At 39.5% G+C, this 16,247-nt stretch carries 21 protein-coding genes; 7 read left to right on the top strand and 14 right to left on the bottom strand.

The window, feature by feature from the left end; translation table 11 throughout:
- The first annotated feature begins 181 nt into the window (after nt 1-181).
- The 6 genes from DW793_RS11985 to DW793_RS11965 all read left to right on the top strand — a co-directional run bounded on the left by DW793_RS11985 (nt 182) and on the right by DW793_RS11965 (nt 7,119).
- A complete protein-coding gene (locus DW793_RS11985; RefSeq protein ID WP_046440140.1) occupies nt 182-451 on the top strand; it encodes an HPr family phosphocarrier protein in 270 nt (89 codons plus the stop codon).
- A gap of 108 nt (nt 452-559) precedes the next feature.
- The gene (locus DW793_RS11980) at nt 560-1,150 is read left to right on the top strand and encodes a YdcF family protein (protein ID WP_252969874.1); all 591 of its coding nucleotides are present in this window, start codon (nt 560-562) and stop codon (nt 1,148-1,150) included.
- Complete coding sequence (locus tag DW793_RS15475) at nt 1,147-1,317, top strand: ElyC/SanA/YdcF family protein (protein ID WP_252969873.1); 171 nt, start codon at nt 1,147-1,149, stop codon at nt 1,315-1,317. Before DW793_RS11980 ends, DW793_RS15475 begins: the two co-directional genes overlap by 4 nt.
- 96 nt (nt 1,318-1,413) lie before the next feature.
- Nucleotides 1,414-2,901 carry an L-fucose/L-arabinose isomerase family protein gene (locus tag DW793_RS11975; RefSeq protein ID WP_038671463.1) on the top strand — a complete coding sequence of 496 codons (1,488 nt, stop codon included), beginning with the start codon at nt 1,414-1,416 and terminating at the stop codon, nt 2,899-2,901.
- 181 nt (nt 2,902-3,082) lie between these two features.
- Nucleotides 3,083-6,796 carry a phosphoribosylformylglycinamidine synthase gene (locus DW793_RS11970; protein WP_118158264.1) on the top strand — a complete coding sequence of 1,238 codons (3,714 nt, stop codon included), beginning with the start codon at nt 3,083-3,085 and terminating at the stop codon, nt 6,794-6,796.
- 56 nt (nt 6,797-6,852) lie between these two features.
- Nucleotides 6,853-7,119, top strand: a complete 267-nt coding sequence (locus DW793_RS11965; RefSeq protein WP_117864549.1) for a DUF1294 domain-containing protein — start codon at nt 6,853-6,855, stop codon at nt 7,117-7,119.
- Between the two features lie 50 nt (nt 7,120-7,169).
- Here the strand turns inward: DW793_RS11965 and DW793_RS11960 are convergent, their stop codons facing one another.
- Nucleotides 7,170-8,054, bottom strand: coding sequence for a hypothetical protein (locus DW793_RS11960; RefSeq protein WP_118158263.1), 885 nt, complete (start codon nt 8,052-8,054; stop codon nt 7,170-7,172).
- A gap of 89 nt (nt 8,055-8,143) precedes the next feature.
- On the opposite strand from DW793_RS11960, the gene DW793_RS11955 reads away from it, so the two are divergent.
- Complete coding sequence (locus DW793_RS11955) at nt 8,144-8,464, top strand: hypothetical protein (RefSeq protein WP_147338448.1); 321 nt, start codon at nt 8,144-8,146, stop codon at nt 8,462-8,464.
- A 67-nt stretch (nt 8,465-8,531) separates the two neighbouring features.
- Here the strand turns inward: DW793_RS11955 and DW793_RS14760 are convergent, their stop codons facing one another.
- The 13 genes from DW793_RS14760 to DW793_RS14755 form a co-directional block, all read right to left on the bottom strand.
- Entirely contained in the window at nt 8,532-8,675 is a 144-nt protein-coding gene (locus DW793_RS14760) for a hypothetical protein (RefSeq protein ID WP_181983570.1), read from the bottom strand.
- Nucleotides 8,675-8,905 (bottom strand): hypothetical protein, encoded by a 231-nt coding sequence (locus tag DW793_RS11950; RefSeq protein WP_118158261.1) that lies wholly within the window; start codon nt 8,903-8,905, stop codon nt 8,675-8,677. The genes DW793_RS14760 and DW793_RS11950 overlap by 1 nt, the downstream gene beginning before the upstream one ends.
- A 446-nt stretch (nt 8,906-9,351) precedes the next feature.
- Nucleotides 9,352-9,498 (bottom strand): hypothetical protein, encoded by a 147-nt coding sequence (locus DW793_RS15470; RefSeq protein ID WP_181983569.1) that lies wholly within the window; start codon nt 9,496-9,498, stop codon nt 9,352-9,354.
- A gap of 346 nt (nt 9,499-9,844) precedes the next feature.
- A complete protein-coding gene (locus DW793_RS11945; RefSeq protein ID WP_118158260.1) occupies nt 9,845-10,270 on the bottom strand; it encodes a hypothetical protein in 426 nt (141 codons plus the stop codon).
- 444 nt (nt 10,271-10,714) lie between these two features.
- Nucleotides 10,715-11,596: a DUF5104 domain-containing protein gene (locus DW793_RS11940; RefSeq protein ID WP_117859487.1), complete on the bottom strand. Its 882-nt coding sequence runs from the start codon at nt 11,594-11,596 to the stop codon at nt 10,715-10,717.
- A gap of 15 nt (nt 11,597-11,611) precedes the next feature.
- On the bottom strand, nt 11,612-12,526 hold the full coding sequence (locus DW793_RS11935) for a DUF5104 domain-containing protein (protein WP_118158259.1): 915 nt from the start codon (nt 12,524-12,526) through the stop codon (nt 11,612-11,614).
- 10 nt (nt 12,527-12,536) lie between these two features.
- The gene (locus tag DW793_RS11930) at nt 12,537-13,433 is read right to left on the bottom strand and encodes a DUF4474 domain-containing protein (protein ID WP_118158258.1); all 897 of its coding nucleotides are present in this window, start codon (nt 13,431-13,433) and stop codon (nt 12,537-12,539) included.
- Nucleotides 13,420-13,605: a hypothetical protein gene (locus tag DW793_RS11925; protein WP_118158257.1), complete on the bottom strand. Its 186-nt coding sequence runs from the start codon at nt 13,603-13,605 to the stop codon at nt 13,420-13,422. The genes DW793_RS11930 and DW793_RS11925 overlap by 14 nt, the downstream gene beginning before the upstream one ends.
- 151 nt (nt 13,606-13,756) lie before the next feature.
- The gene (locus DW793_RS11920) at nt 13,757-14,089 is read right to left on the bottom strand and encodes a hypothetical protein (RefSeq protein ID WP_118158256.1); all 333 of its coding nucleotides are present in this window, start codon (nt 14,087-14,089) and stop codon (nt 13,757-13,759) included.
- A gap of 24 nt (nt 14,090-14,113) precedes the next feature.
- A complete protein-coding gene (locus DW793_RS11915; protein ID WP_118158255.1) occupies nt 14,114-14,332 on the bottom strand; it encodes a hypothetical protein in 219 nt (72 codons plus the stop codon).
- A 58-nt stretch (nt 14,333-14,390) separates the two neighbouring features.
- Nucleotides 14,391-15,185 (bottom strand): hypothetical protein, encoded by a 795-nt coding sequence (locus tag DW793_RS11910; RefSeq protein ID WP_118158254.1) that lies wholly within the window; start codon nt 15,183-15,185, stop codon nt 14,391-14,393.
- 41 nt (nt 15,186-15,226) lie between these two features.
- Entirely contained in the window at nt 15,227-15,757 is a 531-nt protein-coding gene (locus DW793_RS11905; RefSeq protein WP_118158253.1) for a hypothetical protein, read from the bottom strand.
- Nucleotides 15,758-15,804: 47 nt separating this feature from the next.
- Nucleotides 15,805-16,247 (bottom strand): hypothetical protein (locus tag DW793_RS14755; protein ID WP_181988361.1); only part of this gene is annotated, 443 nt, incomplete at its 5' end.

Genomic DNA, 16,247 nt, shown 5'->3' with positions numbered 1-16,247 from the left:
ATATTAATATCTTCGTATATAATATTTTACACAATATCTGTTTACTATTTGTTCACACAGACATATAATTATATATGGATTAAGATATGTGACATATAAGTATAGAACTGCTGTTGCCAATGTAAAAAGAAACGAAAATCTCAGAAATTTTCGGTTCTTTTTAGTTTTTCAGAGGTTATTATTGCGAAAGGAGGATATGCCAAAGGGCATAATCACGAACATGATCAAAGCTTATATCAGGATAAACGATCTTAATGACATCAAGACTTTGCATGAAGCGGCTTTAAGCTGCAAATACGATCTGGTGGTGCAGTCAGGAACAAAAATACTCAATCCAAAATCACTTATGGGTATTTTCGGTCTTGGCACAAAGAAAACTGTATCGCTGGTAGCTAAATATGACGACAAGCGTGATTTTCTCGAAAAATTTGGTGATCTGATCTCAACTTAGATCATTCCTTATAAAAGCGTTCTGCTGCTGCGGAGCGCTTTTTCTTTTGCACTTGTAATCGCAAAGGCTATGTGTTATAATAGTACAAAAAAGACAAGGAGATAACTAATGAGCGTAAAAATAATATTGCTTGCACTGGAAACCTTGCTGTTGTTTCTGTTTCTTGTACCATTACCTGTTATATGCTCGGGCAACCTGCTTGGCATCATCGTTTCGGTGATGCTAATGATCATAACGGCAAACTGGACAAAATTCTGCGGTATTATATCAAAAATATGGGGACATGGCGCAGGTAAATTCGGGCTTATCTTTGTAAGCACATTGATACTTGCTGGGATAATATATGTGGGCATTCTTTCCATACTTATGTACAAAGCACAGGAAAACCGCCCTGAAAAAGCCAATGTTATAGTTGTGCTTGGCTGTCAGGTAAAAGGCGAACGCCCCTCACGAATGTTACGCAGACGACTTGACGCTGCAATTACGGCTATGAACGACAATCCCGATACGCTTTGTATAGTTTCAGGTGGCAAGGGTGATGATGAGAAAATAAGCGAAGCCTTGGCAATGAAAAATTACCTTCTTGAAAAAGGCATGGACAGCGACAGGATAATAATGGAGGACAAGTCCACTTCAACTTACGAAAATATCCAAAACTCTCTCAAGATACTCGATGAACTCGGCATGAGCATGATATGACTATCGTCACAGACGGTTTTCATCAATACCGTGCAAGCCTTATAGCAAAGGCTCAGGGCGTGGAGAATGTCACCGCTTATTCAGCCTACACCGAACCACGATACCTGTTCACATATTGGGTGAGAGAGTGGCTTGGGCTAACGCACTTTTTCATCCTGGGCAGCTAACTAAATTTCACGAAAATTTGCACAAAAAGCTATTGAAAACAGCACAAAGGTATGCTAGAATAAAGTCATAAATAAATGAAAATCGGAGGTTAAAACATGAAAAATATACCAGAAGTAAAACTTGGCATCGTTGCAGTTTCAAGAGATTGCTTTCCTATGTCGCTTTCAGAATCAAGACGTATCAAGGTCTGTCAGGAGTACAAAAAGGCTTACGGAGATATCTACGAATGTCCTACAGTTGTGGAGAACGAGAATGATATGCTCAAAGCCCTTGACGAGGTAAACACAGCAGGCTGTAACGCACTTGTTGTATATCTTGGAAATTTCGGACCTGAGTCCTCAGAAACACTTCTAGCAAAGAAGTTTGGCGGTCCTGTTATGTTCGTTGCGGCCGCTGAAGAACCATGCGGTGATGCACTTATCGACAACAGAGGCGACGCTTACTGCGGAATGCTCAACGCAAGCTATAACCTTGCACTGAGAAACATCAAGGCTTATATCCCTGAGTACCCTGTTGGTACACCTGACGAGTGTGCAAAGATGATAAGCGAGTTCGTTCCAGTTGCAAGGGCTATCCTCGGTCTTAAGGATCTGAAGATAATCTCATTTGGACCACGTCCACAGGACTTTCTTGCCTGCAACGCACCTATCAGACAGCTCTACAACATGGGTATCGAGATAGAAGAAAACTCAGAGCTTGACCTTTTCGAGTCATTCAACGCCCATGCCGGCGACGAGAGAATATCTGCTGTTGTGGCTGACATGGAAGCAGAGCTTGGCAAGGGCAATAAAATGGCAGGCATTCTTCCAAGACTTGCGCAGTATGAGCTTACCCTTCTTGACTGGGCAGAAGCTCACAAAGGCTCAAGGAAATATGTTGTATTTGCAAACAAATGCTGGCCTGCATTCCAGACGCAGTTTGGCTTCGTTCCTTGCTATGTTAATTCAAGACTTACAAAGATAGGCATTCCTGTTGCCTGCGAAGTAGATATCTACGGTGCTGTCAGCGAATACATAGGCGTTTGCGTATCGCAGAAGCCTGTTACGCTCCTTGACATCAACAACACTGTTCCTGCGGACATATACAATGATGATATCGCAGGAAAGTTCCCTTACACACATAAGGATACATTCATGGGCTTCCACTGCGGAAACACAGCTTCATGTCTTGTAAAAGAGCCTGAGATGAAGTTCCAGCGTATAATGAAGAGAAATCTTGAGCCAGACAGCGAGCCTAATATTTCAAGAGGTACACTTGAGGGCGATATCGTTGACGGAAATATTACATTCTTCCGCTTCCAGTCAACGGCTGACGCACAGCTCAAAGGATATATCGCAGAGGGCGAGGTTCTTCCTGTTGCAACACGTTCATTCGGCTCTATCGGTATTTTCGCTATCAACGAAATGGGCAGATTTTACCGCCATGTTCTCGTTCAGAAGAACTATCCTCACCACGGTGCTGTTGCTTTTGGTCACTATGGAAAGGCACTCCACAGTGTTATGACATATCTTGGCATGACAGACATAGGCTTCAATCAGCCAAAGGGTATGCTTTATCCAACAGAAAATCCGTTTGCAGATTAATATTTTAGGGATACCGCACTGTAATGGTGCGGTATTTCTGCTTTTATGAACTAAAAAATCAACAAGTGAGCCAACGCTTATTCACACATAATTATATGCCATGCCGAATAATAAGAATTTTATTGACAAATATGCGAAAAATGTAGTATAATAGAGGTAACTATTATAAGGAGATGTAGCCATGTCTGTTTACCGTATTTATGTAGAAAAAAAGCCTGAATTTGCAGTTGAAGCAAATTCACTTATCAGCGGAATAAAGTCAGCTCTGGGACTTGATAACCTTACAGGTCTGAGAGTTATAAACCGCTATGACGCAGAGGGTCTTTCAAGAGAGGATTTTGACCTTGCAGCACCAGTCGTTTTCTCTGAGCCTGCTGTTGACGTTACTTACGATCACCTGCCTGCTGTAAAAGCTGACGAGTTTGTTTTTGCAGTTGAGTATCTGCCAGGTCAGTTCGATCAGAGAGCTGATTCCTGCGCACAGTGTATCTCACTTCTCACCGGAGGAAAAAGACCTACTATCAAGTCAGCGAGAATTTATATCGTTTCTGGCAAACTCACAGAAGCAGAGCTTGACCAGATCAAGCACTATATGATAAACCCTGTTGAATCAAGAGAAGCTTCCCTTGATTGCTTCGATACACTCGATATCAAGTATACTATCCCTACCACAGTTAAGACTGTTGAGGGCTTTATCTATTCAACAGATGATGACCTGAGATTCATGCTCACAGACTTGGGTCTTGCAATGGACTTTGACGATATCAAGTTCTGTCAGGATTATTTCAAGAACGTTGAAAAGAGAAACCCTACTATCACTGAGATAAGAATGATAGACACATATTGGTCTGATCACTGCCGTCATACTACATTCTCCACTATCGTCGATAACGTTTCTATCGACTCAGACTACATAGCTGCTACCTTTGCAGACTATATCAACACAAGAAAAGACCTTTATGCAGGCAGAACTGACAAGCCTGTTACACTTATGGATCTTGCTTGTATCGGCGCAAAGCAGCTTAAAAAGGCTGGTCTGCTCAAAGACCTTGACGAGAGTGAGGAGATAAACGCTTGCTCTGTTAAGATAACTGTTGACGTTGACGGCAATCCTGAGGACTGGCTGCTCATGTTCAAAAACGAAACACACAACCACCCTACAGAGATCGAGCCTTTCGGCGGTGCGGCTACCTGCCTCGGCGGTGCTATCAGAGACCCTCTGTCAGGACGTTCATATGTATATCAGGCAATGAGAGTAACAGGCGCAGGCAATCCGCTGGTTCCTGTTGAGGACACTATCACAGGTAAGCTTCCACAGAGAAAGATAGTTGTAGGTGCGGCAAATGGTTATTCTTCATACGGCAACCAGATAGGTCTTGCTACCGGTCACGTTCACGAGATATATCACCCGGGCTATGTTGCGAAGAGAATGGAGATAGGTGCTGTAGTCGGTGCTGCTCCTGCCGAGAACGTAAGACGTGAAAGACCTGAGCCTGAGGATATCGTTATCCTTCTTGGCGGAAGAACAGGACGTGACGGTTGCGGCGGAGCAACAGGCTCTTCAAAATCACACAACCTCCACTCACTTGAAAACTGCGGAGCTGAGGTACAGAAGGGTAACGCACCTGAGGAAAGAAAGCTTCAGCGTTTGTTCAGAAACCCTGAAGTTACTTCAATGATAAAGCGTTGTAACGACTTCGGTGCAGGCGGAGTTTCCGTTGCTATCGGCGAGCTTGCTGACGGACTTTCTATCAACCTTGACGCTGTTACAAAGAAGTATGACGGCCTTGACGGCACTGAGCTTGCTATCTCTGAGTCACAGGAAAGAATGGCTGTTGTTATCGCAAAGAGCGACCTTGAAAAGTTCATGGCTGAGGCTGCAAAGGAAAACCTTGAAGCAACAATGGTGGCAAGAGTAACTGCTGAGCCAAGACTTAAAATGAACTGGTGCGGCAACACTATCGTTGACCTTACAAGAGAGTTCCTTAACTCAAACGGAGCTGAAAAGCACACAGATATTTCTATCCCTGCTCCTGTTTTCGCAGCAGAGAGCAACGATGCTGACACTGCTGACCGCTGGGAGTCTATGATATCAAACCTCAACATCTGCTCACAGAAGGGTCTTATTGAGAGATTTGACTCAACAATCGGTGCAAACACAGTTCTTATGCCATTTGGCGGTAAATATCAGAATACACCTACACAGGCAATGGCTGCAAAGCTCCCTGTTCTTCACGGCAATACAAAGACAACGTCCATTATGGGCTGGGGCTATGACCCATATCTTTCATCTGTAAGCCCATACCATGGTGCAATGAGTGCGGTAGTTGAGTCTATCGCAAAGGTCATCGCAACAGGCGGTACATATGAGAAGTGCTGGCTCACATTCCAGGAGTATTTCGAGAGAACTCAGAACGATCCTGAGCGTTGGGGCAAGCCTATGTCTGCTCTCCTCGGTGCATACAAGGCACAGATAGAGTTGGGATGCGGTTCTATCGGCGGTAAGGACTCAATGTCAGGTACATTCGAGGAAATAGACGTTCCACCTACACTTGTTTCATTCGCTGTATCAGTAACAGACGCAGACAAGGTAGTTTCACAGGAATTCAAGAAAGCAGGCTCTAAGGTGATCCTTATCAAGCCTGAATATGACGACAACAAGCTTGTGAACTTCGATTCACTGAAGGCAGTATTTGAAAAGGTAGAAAAGCTTATCGCTGAGGGCAAGGTGCTTTCATGCTGGGCTGTATCCTACGGCGGTGTATCTGAGGCTGTTGCAAAAATGGCATTTGGTAACAAGATAGGCTTTAAGTTCACAGACAAGCTCACAGCAGAAGAGCTTTACAGAGCTTGCTATGGCGCATTTGTTATCGAGCTTGCAGAGGGCGTTGACACTGACGAAAGAGTTATCGGTGAAACAACAGAAAGCTATGAGATAAAGTCAGACAACTACACAATAAGCCTTGACAAGCTCCAGACACTTTGGGAGGGCAAGCTTGAGCCTGTATATCCTGTTCATGTGAAAGAGCCTGCTGAAAAGCCTGAAAAGTACAGCTACAAGGCAGACAAGAGAGTTGCACCTGCTATCAAGGTGGCAAAGCCAAAGGTGCTTATCCCTGTATTCCCTGGCACAAACTGCGAATACGATACAGCAAGAGCCTTTGAAAAGGCAGGCGCTGAGGCTGACATCTTCGTTGTAAGAAACCTCACAGAACAGGCTATCAAGGAGTCTGTTGACGCAATGGAGAAGAAGATAAAAGAGTCACAGATAGTAATGCTCCCAGGCGGATTCAGCGGTGGCGACGAACCTGACGGCTCAGGCAAGTTCATCGTATCATTCCTGAGAAACCCAAGACTTACAGACGCTATCCATGACCTGCTGAAAAATCGTGACGGTCTTATGCTTGGTATCTGCAACGGCTTCCAGGCACTTATCAAGCTTGGTCTTGTACCATATGGTGAGATAAGAGATATGAGAGACGACTCCCCTACACTGACATTCAACACCATTGCAAGACACCAGTCTAAAATGGTAAACACAAGGATCGCTTCCAACAAGTCACCATGGCTTGCAGGCTGTGAGGTAGGCGATATCCACAGCGTGGCTATCTCACACGGTGAGGGACGTTTCGTTGCAACAGCAGAGGAAATCGCACAGCTTGCTGCAAACGGACAGATCGCTACACAGTATGTTGACTTTGACGGAGAACCTACATTTGACATTCATTGCAACCCTAACACATCATTCCAGGCTATCGAGGGTATCACCTCACCTGACGGACGTGTTCTTGGTAAAATGGGTCACTCAGAGCGTAAGGGCTGCTGCGTATCAAAGAACGTTCCTGGTGAAAAGGATCAGAAGATATTTGAAAGCGGCGTAGCTTACTTCAAGTAAAAACAAAAATACAAGGGCGGAGCTTTTCCGCCCTTTGTTTATATGAGGACAAAGATATGCTGAAATACATTATAATATATCTTTCCGCAATGAGCCTTTTGACGTTCATACTTTTTGGTGCAGATAAGCACAAGGCAAGAGCACACAAATGGCGGATACCTGAGAAAACGCTCCTTGGTCTGAGCCTGCTTGGCGGCTTTGCAGGAGGATTTCTGGGCATGGAATTTTTCCGTCACAAAACAAAACACTGGTATTTTTATATGGTGATGATAATTTCTCTTGCACTATGGGCATTTATCATATACAAGGTCATTGCAGAATAGAATAAGTTCTTTAGGTAGTCGATAACGGCTGCCTAATTTTTTTGCCCTCCTTATTCCGCTGTAACGGTGTAAATGCCGTTCTCATCAGGTCCGCTGACGGTGCATCCCTCTGCTAGTTGAATACCGCCATATCTGCCTGTTTCATATTCATCCGGCTTAAAGTTATATGTACCCACACCGCAGATGATCTTTGCCTCTTCTCTATAAACACTATCAAAGGAGAATTTGCCTATCCGAATATTACCCGACAGTTTTAAGGTCGGCGTACCGGTAGAAACCATGGGAACTTTAAGCGTCCCTAACGTAAAGTCGCCGGAAATAGTGACATCTTTCTTAACTTTCATTGTTCCGATAATATTATTGACTTCCTCGAATTTCCAAATGCCGCCATAGCTGGTAAAGCAATCTTTCGTGATGACACAATCTCTCAAGGTCACATCTGAGTAATTATTATTGTCGCCCAACCCATTCAGAGTACAATTGCCAACAATCAGATGTTGTTCAGCTCTTCCATTCATCTGCACATAACAACCGATAGTACCGTTGCTCAGCGTCAGCGTTTCGTTGCCATCATTTGAGAGTGAAATAGATTCGACGCTCAGCGTCTTTCTGTTCAGATCAAACTCCAGATCTTTTCCTGACGAAACCGTCAGCATCTCGTATGCTCCGTTAAGATCGTTGTTTAGCTTTGCCTTGCCACCATTTTCAAATACACCGCGCAGATCCTCCAAATTTTTCACCATAGTGGTGTCTGAGGAGTCTGAGGTGTCTGAGGTGATCTTTACTGTAATAGTTCCGATCTTCTGATCTTTTGTGATCGCACCTCCGGAAATGCCAAAAGCAGTTGTGTCTGTTGGTGCGTTTTCAATTGTTGTATTCTCTGCAGAAGCAAGATCAAACTCGGTCTTGTCAAAGCTGCCATTCAGCCCATCCACATCGGCTGCGTAAGGAGCTTGGGCTAGACGTTCCGTCGCCTAAGGAGGAATTCGACCCGCCGTTGGGTTTCTACGAGAAGTGCAGTATTATGGACGAAATGCCTCTGGCTTACTGCGTTATCGAGCTTGTATTCGATGAGGATGGTCACGGTGTTGACTTTATTTTCCGCTACTGCAACAAGGAGATGGCGGTAGTTGAGGGTGTGCCCGTGGAAGAAATGCTGAATCGGTCTTTTTATGAAGTATTTCGCAACGGAGACAGAAAATGGCTGGTATCTTACGCAGATGTAGCACTCAACGGCACAAAGCACACGCTGAAGGATTTTAGCCCTGAGATCGGAAAAGACCTCACCATATATTGCTATCAGCCCGAACCCGGTTTCTGCGCCTGCGTCCTGCTGCCAGAATAAATGCACAACCTAAAATGACATTTCGTTAAAAAGCATAATGTAAAAAAAGGCTCTGATAAGACCAATTTTAGGTCAGCTCAGAGCCTTTAATCGTTAAATGAGACACAGGTTCGATAGAAACTTTTTTAGCAAGTTCTTCAAGATAATCAAGCGTAAGTTCACTTTCTGATTTTGAATTGAGCTCATCTAATGCTTCCAATAACGTCAACATTACAATACACCTCCTTGCTCATAGCCATATATTACCTTAGTCTGTCCACTTTCTTCGCCAGGCCATCCGGATATGTTGTAAGCTTTGAACGCGTCAGTTAACAAAATTTGAAGGTGTTCTTTATCGTTTAGCAATCCTTTCGGGAAATCAATACGTGTTATTTTCCAACAAACTTGTTGTTCATGAATACTCTTTATTGCTTGAACAGGTATCGGATTTGATTTATACATAAAGATAAATTCCTCTATATCATTATTCGTGTCATGATGGTTATAGCAATGTGCTAACCATGTTTCAGAATTTTTGTCAATAGTTAAGTACAGGGGCATGATACCTTCTGTCGTGTCCCTAAAGCTCCCGTATGTTCTTAATCTTTTTCTTAGCCAGTTCCTCTCTTTGCGTTGGAGTCAGCTTTTCATTAACAAATGCCATAGTCTAAACCTCACAATAATAAAAGTATTTAAGGGTATTTTAAAGAGAAACCTTATGAAAACTCTTGCTGCGCTTGTATAGTAAATACAATGAATGAAACGTAAGCACTCAGAATCTCTTCCTAATGAATTATATAGATTATTTAATTGTTTGGTTGGGATTCCACTTATTGAATTCGTGTTGCCAATTTCTCCTATATTAGGGTTAACATCCGGATTAGGACAATTATAGATGACTCTTTCTGTTATACCACACTTGTGCTTCCACCAGGAATAAAATTAGGATTAGCACCTGGAGTTGAAGCATCAGGTATTCGTATATCAAGACCATCAATATTATCAATATTTACTCTAACAGGTGTATCTCCTAAACTATTCTCTGGTAAACCCAATAAAGTTTCTAATTCCCTTGGATTTCCGTTGGTTTTAATTATAGCTTCATCAATTTCGGCACTTGGTGCAACTCAAACAACAGTAACATCTCCAACAGGACGTCCCAATGTAACATCTTTGCCTGAAATATAGTCTTCTTAACCTTTTTCAGATATTAGATAAGATGCACCTTTACTAAATATTTCGTCTATATTCATAATATACTCAACCCATAATTTTTAGTTGCAATGTTATTAATTCTTGTAATTTCCTGCCAAAGCCCATTTTCTTCATTCCAACCTTGCCATTCCTTACAAACACGAAGCTCCTTTTCGTGTTTTAATAGCGTTTCCTTCAATTTCTCAATTAACTCTTGATTAATGAATTTAATGGTGCTTCGTGTCTTTTTTCATTCCTAATTTGATTCCAACATACCATAAACGCTATCCAATTCTTTGCTGGATCGCAATCAAGAAGATACAATATGGCTTCTTCGAATTTGGCAACAATTTTTTCATTTTTAGTTTCCTCATAAAGTTTGTATACTCCAAAATCTATAATTCTACTAAAATCCGTTGGTACATTTGCTGGAACAAAGTGACTTATAGGACAAGCATATCCTTTCTCTCCGCAAAGGAACTCAGCAACCTCGTTATTTTCAAATGCTTTTTTTGTAAGTTCAAGCAGCTCTTCATTTGTAATTTGTTTTTCTAATTTCATAACATTTCCTTTCCCACCAAACGACGAATAAACATTTTCTATTTTTACATCAAGTATATCTATTTGTATCAATCACGGGGACATCTTCTAAAATATCATCTATCATTGACGTTGTGAATTTGAATGTAACCGTCAAACCCTCCGCATCTACCCCACCGATGACTAAAGAAGTATAATAAACTTCAAGCAACTCCATAGAGTAAATTACCCAATCTCAAAAAGTCAATAGAACTGCTTAGACCAAATTAGATGTGGATATAAAGATAATGAAAACAACGATCGCAACGGTAAAGAACGAATTTCGCCTGCCTGAATGGTTAGCCCAGATCCAGGCACAGAAAAGCAGCGGACTTACAGTGCATAAATGGTGTGAAGAAAACGGTGTCAATGTTAATACCGTGTACTTGAATTTTGTTCCGATTATTTCGCTGCTCATTTGTTTTTTATTCCTTGCCTTTAGATTCGTATCTAAAATATGTAATAAAACATTATTGATACTTATTAAGATACATTTGACTAATCTGGAAAATAAATTCCCATTTCATCTTGGTTAAAATCGTATCGTGATATGCTTTCTTCATCTTCAGTTGTACTGTCAAATACTCGAATAGATGATATTTTATCTGTCTGTTTATTATCAAAATGCAGACAAATAAAAGCATCGAAACGCCTTAGTTGAATGCAAATAGTATCATTGACCTCCCATGCGGCTAACAAATTAGAATATGAAGGAGTATATCGTTCTATAAATTTATCCATATTCTTCACAGCTTCCGGATCCTCCAGAAACTCATTGGAAAATATAGTTTCAAGCTCTTCTCGGTCTTTATTATGCATCGCCCCGAAAAATGTGTTTAAAATATCAGACTCTGTTTCACATCCGGGGTAATATATTCCGGCAAGCAGATCTCCGCCGCCTGCTCCTCTCTGATCTTCCTCACATTCTTCAAAAATCAAGCTGTATACGCCTTGGGCAGACGGATCAGTTTCCTGCTGTACCCACTCAGTCCATGTTAATGAATAGCATTTTTCAGTAGTCTTAATTACACAGATCGACCATACACATTTTGCTTGCAAATCAGAAAAAGATTCTGATGACTGATTTTCATAAACTATCTCTAAATTGTCACCCTCAAATATATTAAATATGTATTTGATACCTTCATCAATATCAGGCTGTAATTTCAAAGTCTGCTCCGAAAAAACGCTTTTAAAAAGTTCAGCATCGTTGGTCTCCAAGGCTTGTATCAGAACATCCGAAGTATTTTTCGTTGAGGTTTGATCGATAATTAATTTATCATCATTTTCTATTGAACTTTGGCTATCGTTTAATATAGTACAGCCTGTAGAACTTGCCAATAACAAAGTAAGCAAAACGGATATTGTACTTTTTTTCACATTTAATCACTTCCATTAATCTGGCAAATAAATTCCCGCATTTTCTTCCGATAAATTATAATCACCGATAGTCTTTTCATCGTCTATCTCGGCAAATTTTAGAAAAGATATTTTATCCGTTTGTTCCTTGTCAAGTCTAAAACAAAAACATATCGGAGTATCATTTTTCATGGACGTAATATAAACGGTGATATTTCCATCATCAATTTCCGTCCAGCCTTCGTAAAGTTCTCGCATTGGCTGACAGTAATCAAAAAATCGATCTATTTCATCGTCCGTTACGCCTGAAGCCAGCATATTGTCAGAAAGCAGTTCACGAAATCTCTCTATGCGATCGTCATGATTTTTTTGCTGATAAATGTTTTTCCAAAGAGTAAACGCCATATCACTTTCCTCGGAATTAGCAGGATACACTACCCCTGCAACAAAAAGGTCTTCACCTCCCTGATCCAGTCCGGCATCCGGCCAAATCTGGAGTTTCATGCTGTAGACTCCTTCTTTTTCCTTATCTTTTTCATTTATCGTCCACGCATTCCAAGTAAGCTTATAGTAGTTTTCTGTTGTTTTAAAAACGCATACCGGAGAAACAATACATCTTTCACCACCGCTCGAATATTTATTTGAGCTTGAATTATTCTGCGTAACTTCAACAAATTCACCTTCATATATGCTGAGCATATATCCGATCCCTTCATCCAGATCCGGACAAAGATCTTTGGCACGAACAGAAAACAGATTTTTGATTGCGTCCGCATCGTTATTTTCCAAAGCCTTTATTACTGTTTCTGAAACACTCACATTCTCCGTCTGATCAATAACGAGATCACCTTCATAATGGCTGTTCAATTTTTCTACAACAGAACAGGACATTAGGCTTAACATCAATATTACGGACATTGTGCAGCAAAGCAAGTTTTTAAATTTTAACATAATATTCTCCTTACCAAGTCAGAGTTACAATGTATGAACCCGAATCTTTTTCTGGAATATCCCATTCGACTTCTCCTGCATTAAATTCTCTGAAAGAATCTAACATTATATCTTTGTTTTCTCCAAAGCTCGAAAAATCTATAGTAGTTACGGCTTGGAGATCCTCAGCTTTAACATTCTGAACCAACGGATCAAATCCCGTTATCCACCATTGTAATTCATCTGGTTCATGTTTATACAGCTGCTCATCATCACTGAAGATTCCATCCCCATTAGAATCATGATATAATTCAAGAGTCATATCAACAGAATATTCTCTGTTAACTTCGGCATAAAAATATGAGTATTCACCATTTTCCATAATATAATTTCCATACTCATCAATTTCTCCATCTTTCACCTGATAAATACCTGTTTCAGCGCCTGCTCCAAGGTTCATATAGTCGCCCTTCCATGACCATATTATAAATTCTTCTCCTTCATCTTTGGATTTATCACCGTCAAGATCTACCCAAAAAATCTGAGATTGATGAGCATCTACGGTTATTTCACCGCCCGAAGCTTTGTTAACCGCAGCTCGGAAAACATCGTCATAGCCTGTGGTATAATGTGCATATTGCTGCAAACAATCAGGTCTCATATGATAGATACCATCATCATCCATATCTGCACCCAACGTCAAGGAGAAAAATCCTGTTGTCATATCTGCAACAACATTCAATCCAGGAATATATGAAGACAAAATCGGATGCTTTCTCACAAATACTGCAGCGATTGTTCCTAACTCCGCAATTTTCTTTATCAGCCAGACACCACCTATCTGATAAAATATTCCAACTGCAAAGGTTACGAAATTCCTGAATCCTTCACTATGAATTAATTTACCTATAAAATTAAAAAAAATCAAAATCTATAATTTTATTCCATAAATCTTTACACCATTCACAAGCTGAATCAATCCACTCTTTAGCTTTTTCCAACCATCTCTTTTCGCATTCCGGTTTTAAGTATTCATACTTATCATAAAAATCATTCTTGCTCTTATTAATAGCGTCAGCGACATCGCCGTCGATACGCACAACATATTCCGATTATTTTATTGCCAAATGTTCTATTTTTTATTAATATAAATTATTTTATCAGGATCAACATTTTTCAAAAGATATTCTGACATTATTTCAAATCCGTCCATAAGAGTTTCAACAGCAAAATGCTCAGAGTTCACATAAATTAAAATTTTTTCATTAACCCCAATCTAGTATCATTAATTATCCATTTTATCTTTGTTATTTCTGAAACATCCACACTATATTTGGATCCCAAAATCTTCCTAACGGTTATTCTGCTGCCGCTTACTACAATTTTTAATTTTCTTATCCACAATAATGAAATAGCTATTGGAATAAAAACGAATAATATTGTTGAAATATACATAGGGAAATGCGGAGGATTACCAAAAATCGTATACATTACGTTTAAAACAATGAAAAAAGCAGTTATAAAAACTTCACCTTTATAAATCTCTGACGGTATCTTCACAGTAAATTTCGATTTTGATTTCATTGATCAGACCTCCTTCATTTCTTATTAATTTTGTAACAACTCTCTCCATTCGTCATACCATTCCTTAATCCCATCAAAAAAACCACTTGCTATATTTTCCAATGCACCTCCAGAAAGTCCTGAAATTACACCATTTCTAATTGTTTTATAATGAAATTTTTTAATACTTCCCTGTTTTAATTTTGTTATTACCATTTTAAATGAAGCATCATAGCTATTTATGCCTGAAAGTCTTTTGAACACCGGAATTTTTTTCGAAAGAGTTTTTGAAAGCTTTCCAGTAATTTTACTTAAAGCAACACTAAAAAAAAGCCGCTGTTCCTGTGCTTAAACCAGTATCAAATAATATTTCAAAAGTCGATCGTTTTTGTCCCCCAGTGATATTTTCAAGATTTTCGCCCAAAAACGTTGATATTGCCGCCTCTGCTGAACAAGCAGCAATTGGATTAGTAAGCAATAATAAAACACCGCCAGCAAAACCGCCTATCGCTGATCCAATATATGATTGCCAGTTACCATTCCAATCGCCTGTTATCGCACATGAAATAATATCACTAATTAATTGACCTGAAATGCCTACGATTGCTCCAACTACACCAACAGCAATTACTGGAATTGCCGTTCCAAATGTTGAAATACTCAATATAACAATACCGACAACAATGACAATAGTCACAAACACACTAACTATTGACTGCCAATTTTCCTTGCACCACTCACAAGCACTATCCCATTTCTCTTCCAACCAGCTTTTTTCAATATCCGGTTTCAGGTATTCATATTTATCATAAAAATCATTCTTGCTTTTATTGATAGCATCAGCCGCATTTTGGTCAATAATCATAACATCAGAAATGTATTCATTAATATTTTCTTTCAATGACTCAAGTGATTCAATTTTGTCCTCTTGGGTCTGCGTTGATGATTTTATCGAGCTGATAACATCATCAACGTCGCATATGCTTTCATCTATGGAAAGCACTTTTGATTTCAGTGATTTCAAATCAGACTTATATTCTTTTACTGCCTTTCTTGCGTGGTTTATCAGGCTTGACATCTGATTTACTTTGCCTGCGTATAAAGTAATAGTTGCCATATATTCACTTTTAAACCTCCTGTATTTTATCTTTCAAATGATCATATAAAACCTAGAACTTCATTTCTTAGTTTCACATCCATATTGGATAATGAATAATCTACACATTCTGCCTCAGATATGTTGTGAACATACGATTTGTCCAGGTAACCCTTTTTCAGCATACATATCGGCAAATTATGAGCTGCTCTAAACAGAATATTCAAATGAGGTATATCAAACTTTTCTTCTGACAAATCCAGATCAATCACAGCAAATATATAATTCAATAGTTTGAGAACTCTTTCGTAACATGAATTTGACTCAAAATTATCCTCAGCAAGTAATGAATTGTAATATTTTACGGCATATTCAGGATCATTTTTTATTATTGATGTAATGTTATTTTTTATTGCTTTGCAATAATCATTTCCTAATTTATAGTATATAGCATTAACAAGGTGCAAAACCATTTTCAATAGTGCCATATGTTTTCTAAGTTCAATTATCTGTTTGCTTTTTATGTGTTTAGTGGTTCGCATCTTCTCATAGTTTAAACCTCGATACAATATTTCAAATAATAAATATTCCATCTCATCTCACCTTAATTGTTTTTTCCCAAAAATTCATCTGATACGCTCTAATTATATGGAAATGATAAATGAGAAACTTGTTTTACTCTACATCCTAATGCCGTTAGAGTGCGGAGTAATATCAACACGTTTTCTTTGTAATCCTTGCTACATTCAAACCAATAATCTGCCCCTTGGTCCACAGAAGCAAAATAGGCTATTAATATTCCTTCTTTAATATATTTTTGAGGCTGACTAATGATAGATGTTGCTAAAAAATCCGTCCAATTAACCTTATTATCAAAATAATATATCATTGACTCGCACGCACAATCAAAATGATTTATATTTATTTTCGCATCGCTTAATCTCAAAAAAATATTAAATGGGTCATTAATGATTTCTGATTTTTCTAAGATTACCTTTGTATCAACTATTTGAGAAAGATGTTCTTCCGGCAATCTGTAACCATGAAAAAATATCTTTTTTCCTTTAGAAAAATCATATAAAA

The sequence above is a fragment of the Ruminococcus sp. AM31-15AC genome, assembly GCF_003462045.1.
GTDB classification, from domain to species: domain Bacteria; phylum Bacillota; class Clostridia; order Oscillospirales; family Ruminococcaceae; genus Hominimerdicola; species Hominimerdicola aceti.
This window is presented reverse-complemented; position numbering and strand designations above follow the sequence as displayed.

Excerpts from the sequence above, each read along its gene's own strand:
- DW793_RS15475 (WP_252969873.1), top strand. The coding sequence starts at position 1,147 with ATGACTATCGTCACAGACGGTTTTCATCAATACCGTGCAAGCCTTATA.
- DW793_RS11955 (WP_147338448.1), top strand. The coding sequence starts at position 8,144 with ATGGACGAAATGCCTCTGGCTTACTGCGTTATCGAGCTTGTATTCGAT.
- DW793_RS11970 (WP_118158264.1), top strand. The coding sequence starts at position 3,083 with ATGTCTGTTTACCGTATTTATGTAGAAAAAAAGCCTGAATTTGCAGTT.
- DW793_RS11920 (WP_118158256.1), bottom strand. The coding sequence starts at position 14,089 with ATGAAATCAAAATCGAAATTTACTGTGAAGATACCGTCAGAGATTTAT.
- DW793_RS11935 (WP_118158259.1), bottom strand. The coding sequence starts at position 12,526 with ATGTTAAAATTTAAAAACTTGCTTTGCTGCACAATGTCCGTAATATTG.
- DW793_RS11905 (WP_118158253.1), bottom strand. The coding sequence starts at position 15,757 with ATGGAATATTTATTATTTGAAATATTGTATCGAGGTTTAAACTATGAG.
- DW793_RS11975 (WP_038671463.1), top strand. The coding sequence starts at position 1,414 with ATGAAAAATATACCAGAAGTAAAACTTGGCATCGTTGCAGTTTCAAGA.
- DW793_RS11910 (WP_118158254.1), bottom strand. The coding sequence starts at position 15,185 with ATGGCAACTATTACTTTATACGCAGGCAAAGTAAATCAGATGTCAAGC.
- DW793_RS11965 (WP_117864549.1), top strand. The coding sequence starts at position 6,853 with ATGCTGAAATACATTATAATATATCTTTCCGCAATGAGCCTTTTGACG.
- DW793_RS11980 (WP_252969874.1), top strand. The coding sequence starts at position 560 with ATGAGCGTAAAAATAATATTGCTTGCACTGGAAACCTTGCTGTTGTTT.
- DW793_RS14760 (WP_181983570.1), bottom strand. The coding sequence starts at position 8,675 with ATGTTGACGTTATTGGAAGCATTAGATGAGCTCAATTCAAAATCAGAA.
- DW793_RS11950 (WP_118158261.1), bottom strand. The coding sequence starts at position 8,905 with ATGTATAAATCAAATCCGATACCTGTTCAAGCAATAAAGAGTATTCAT.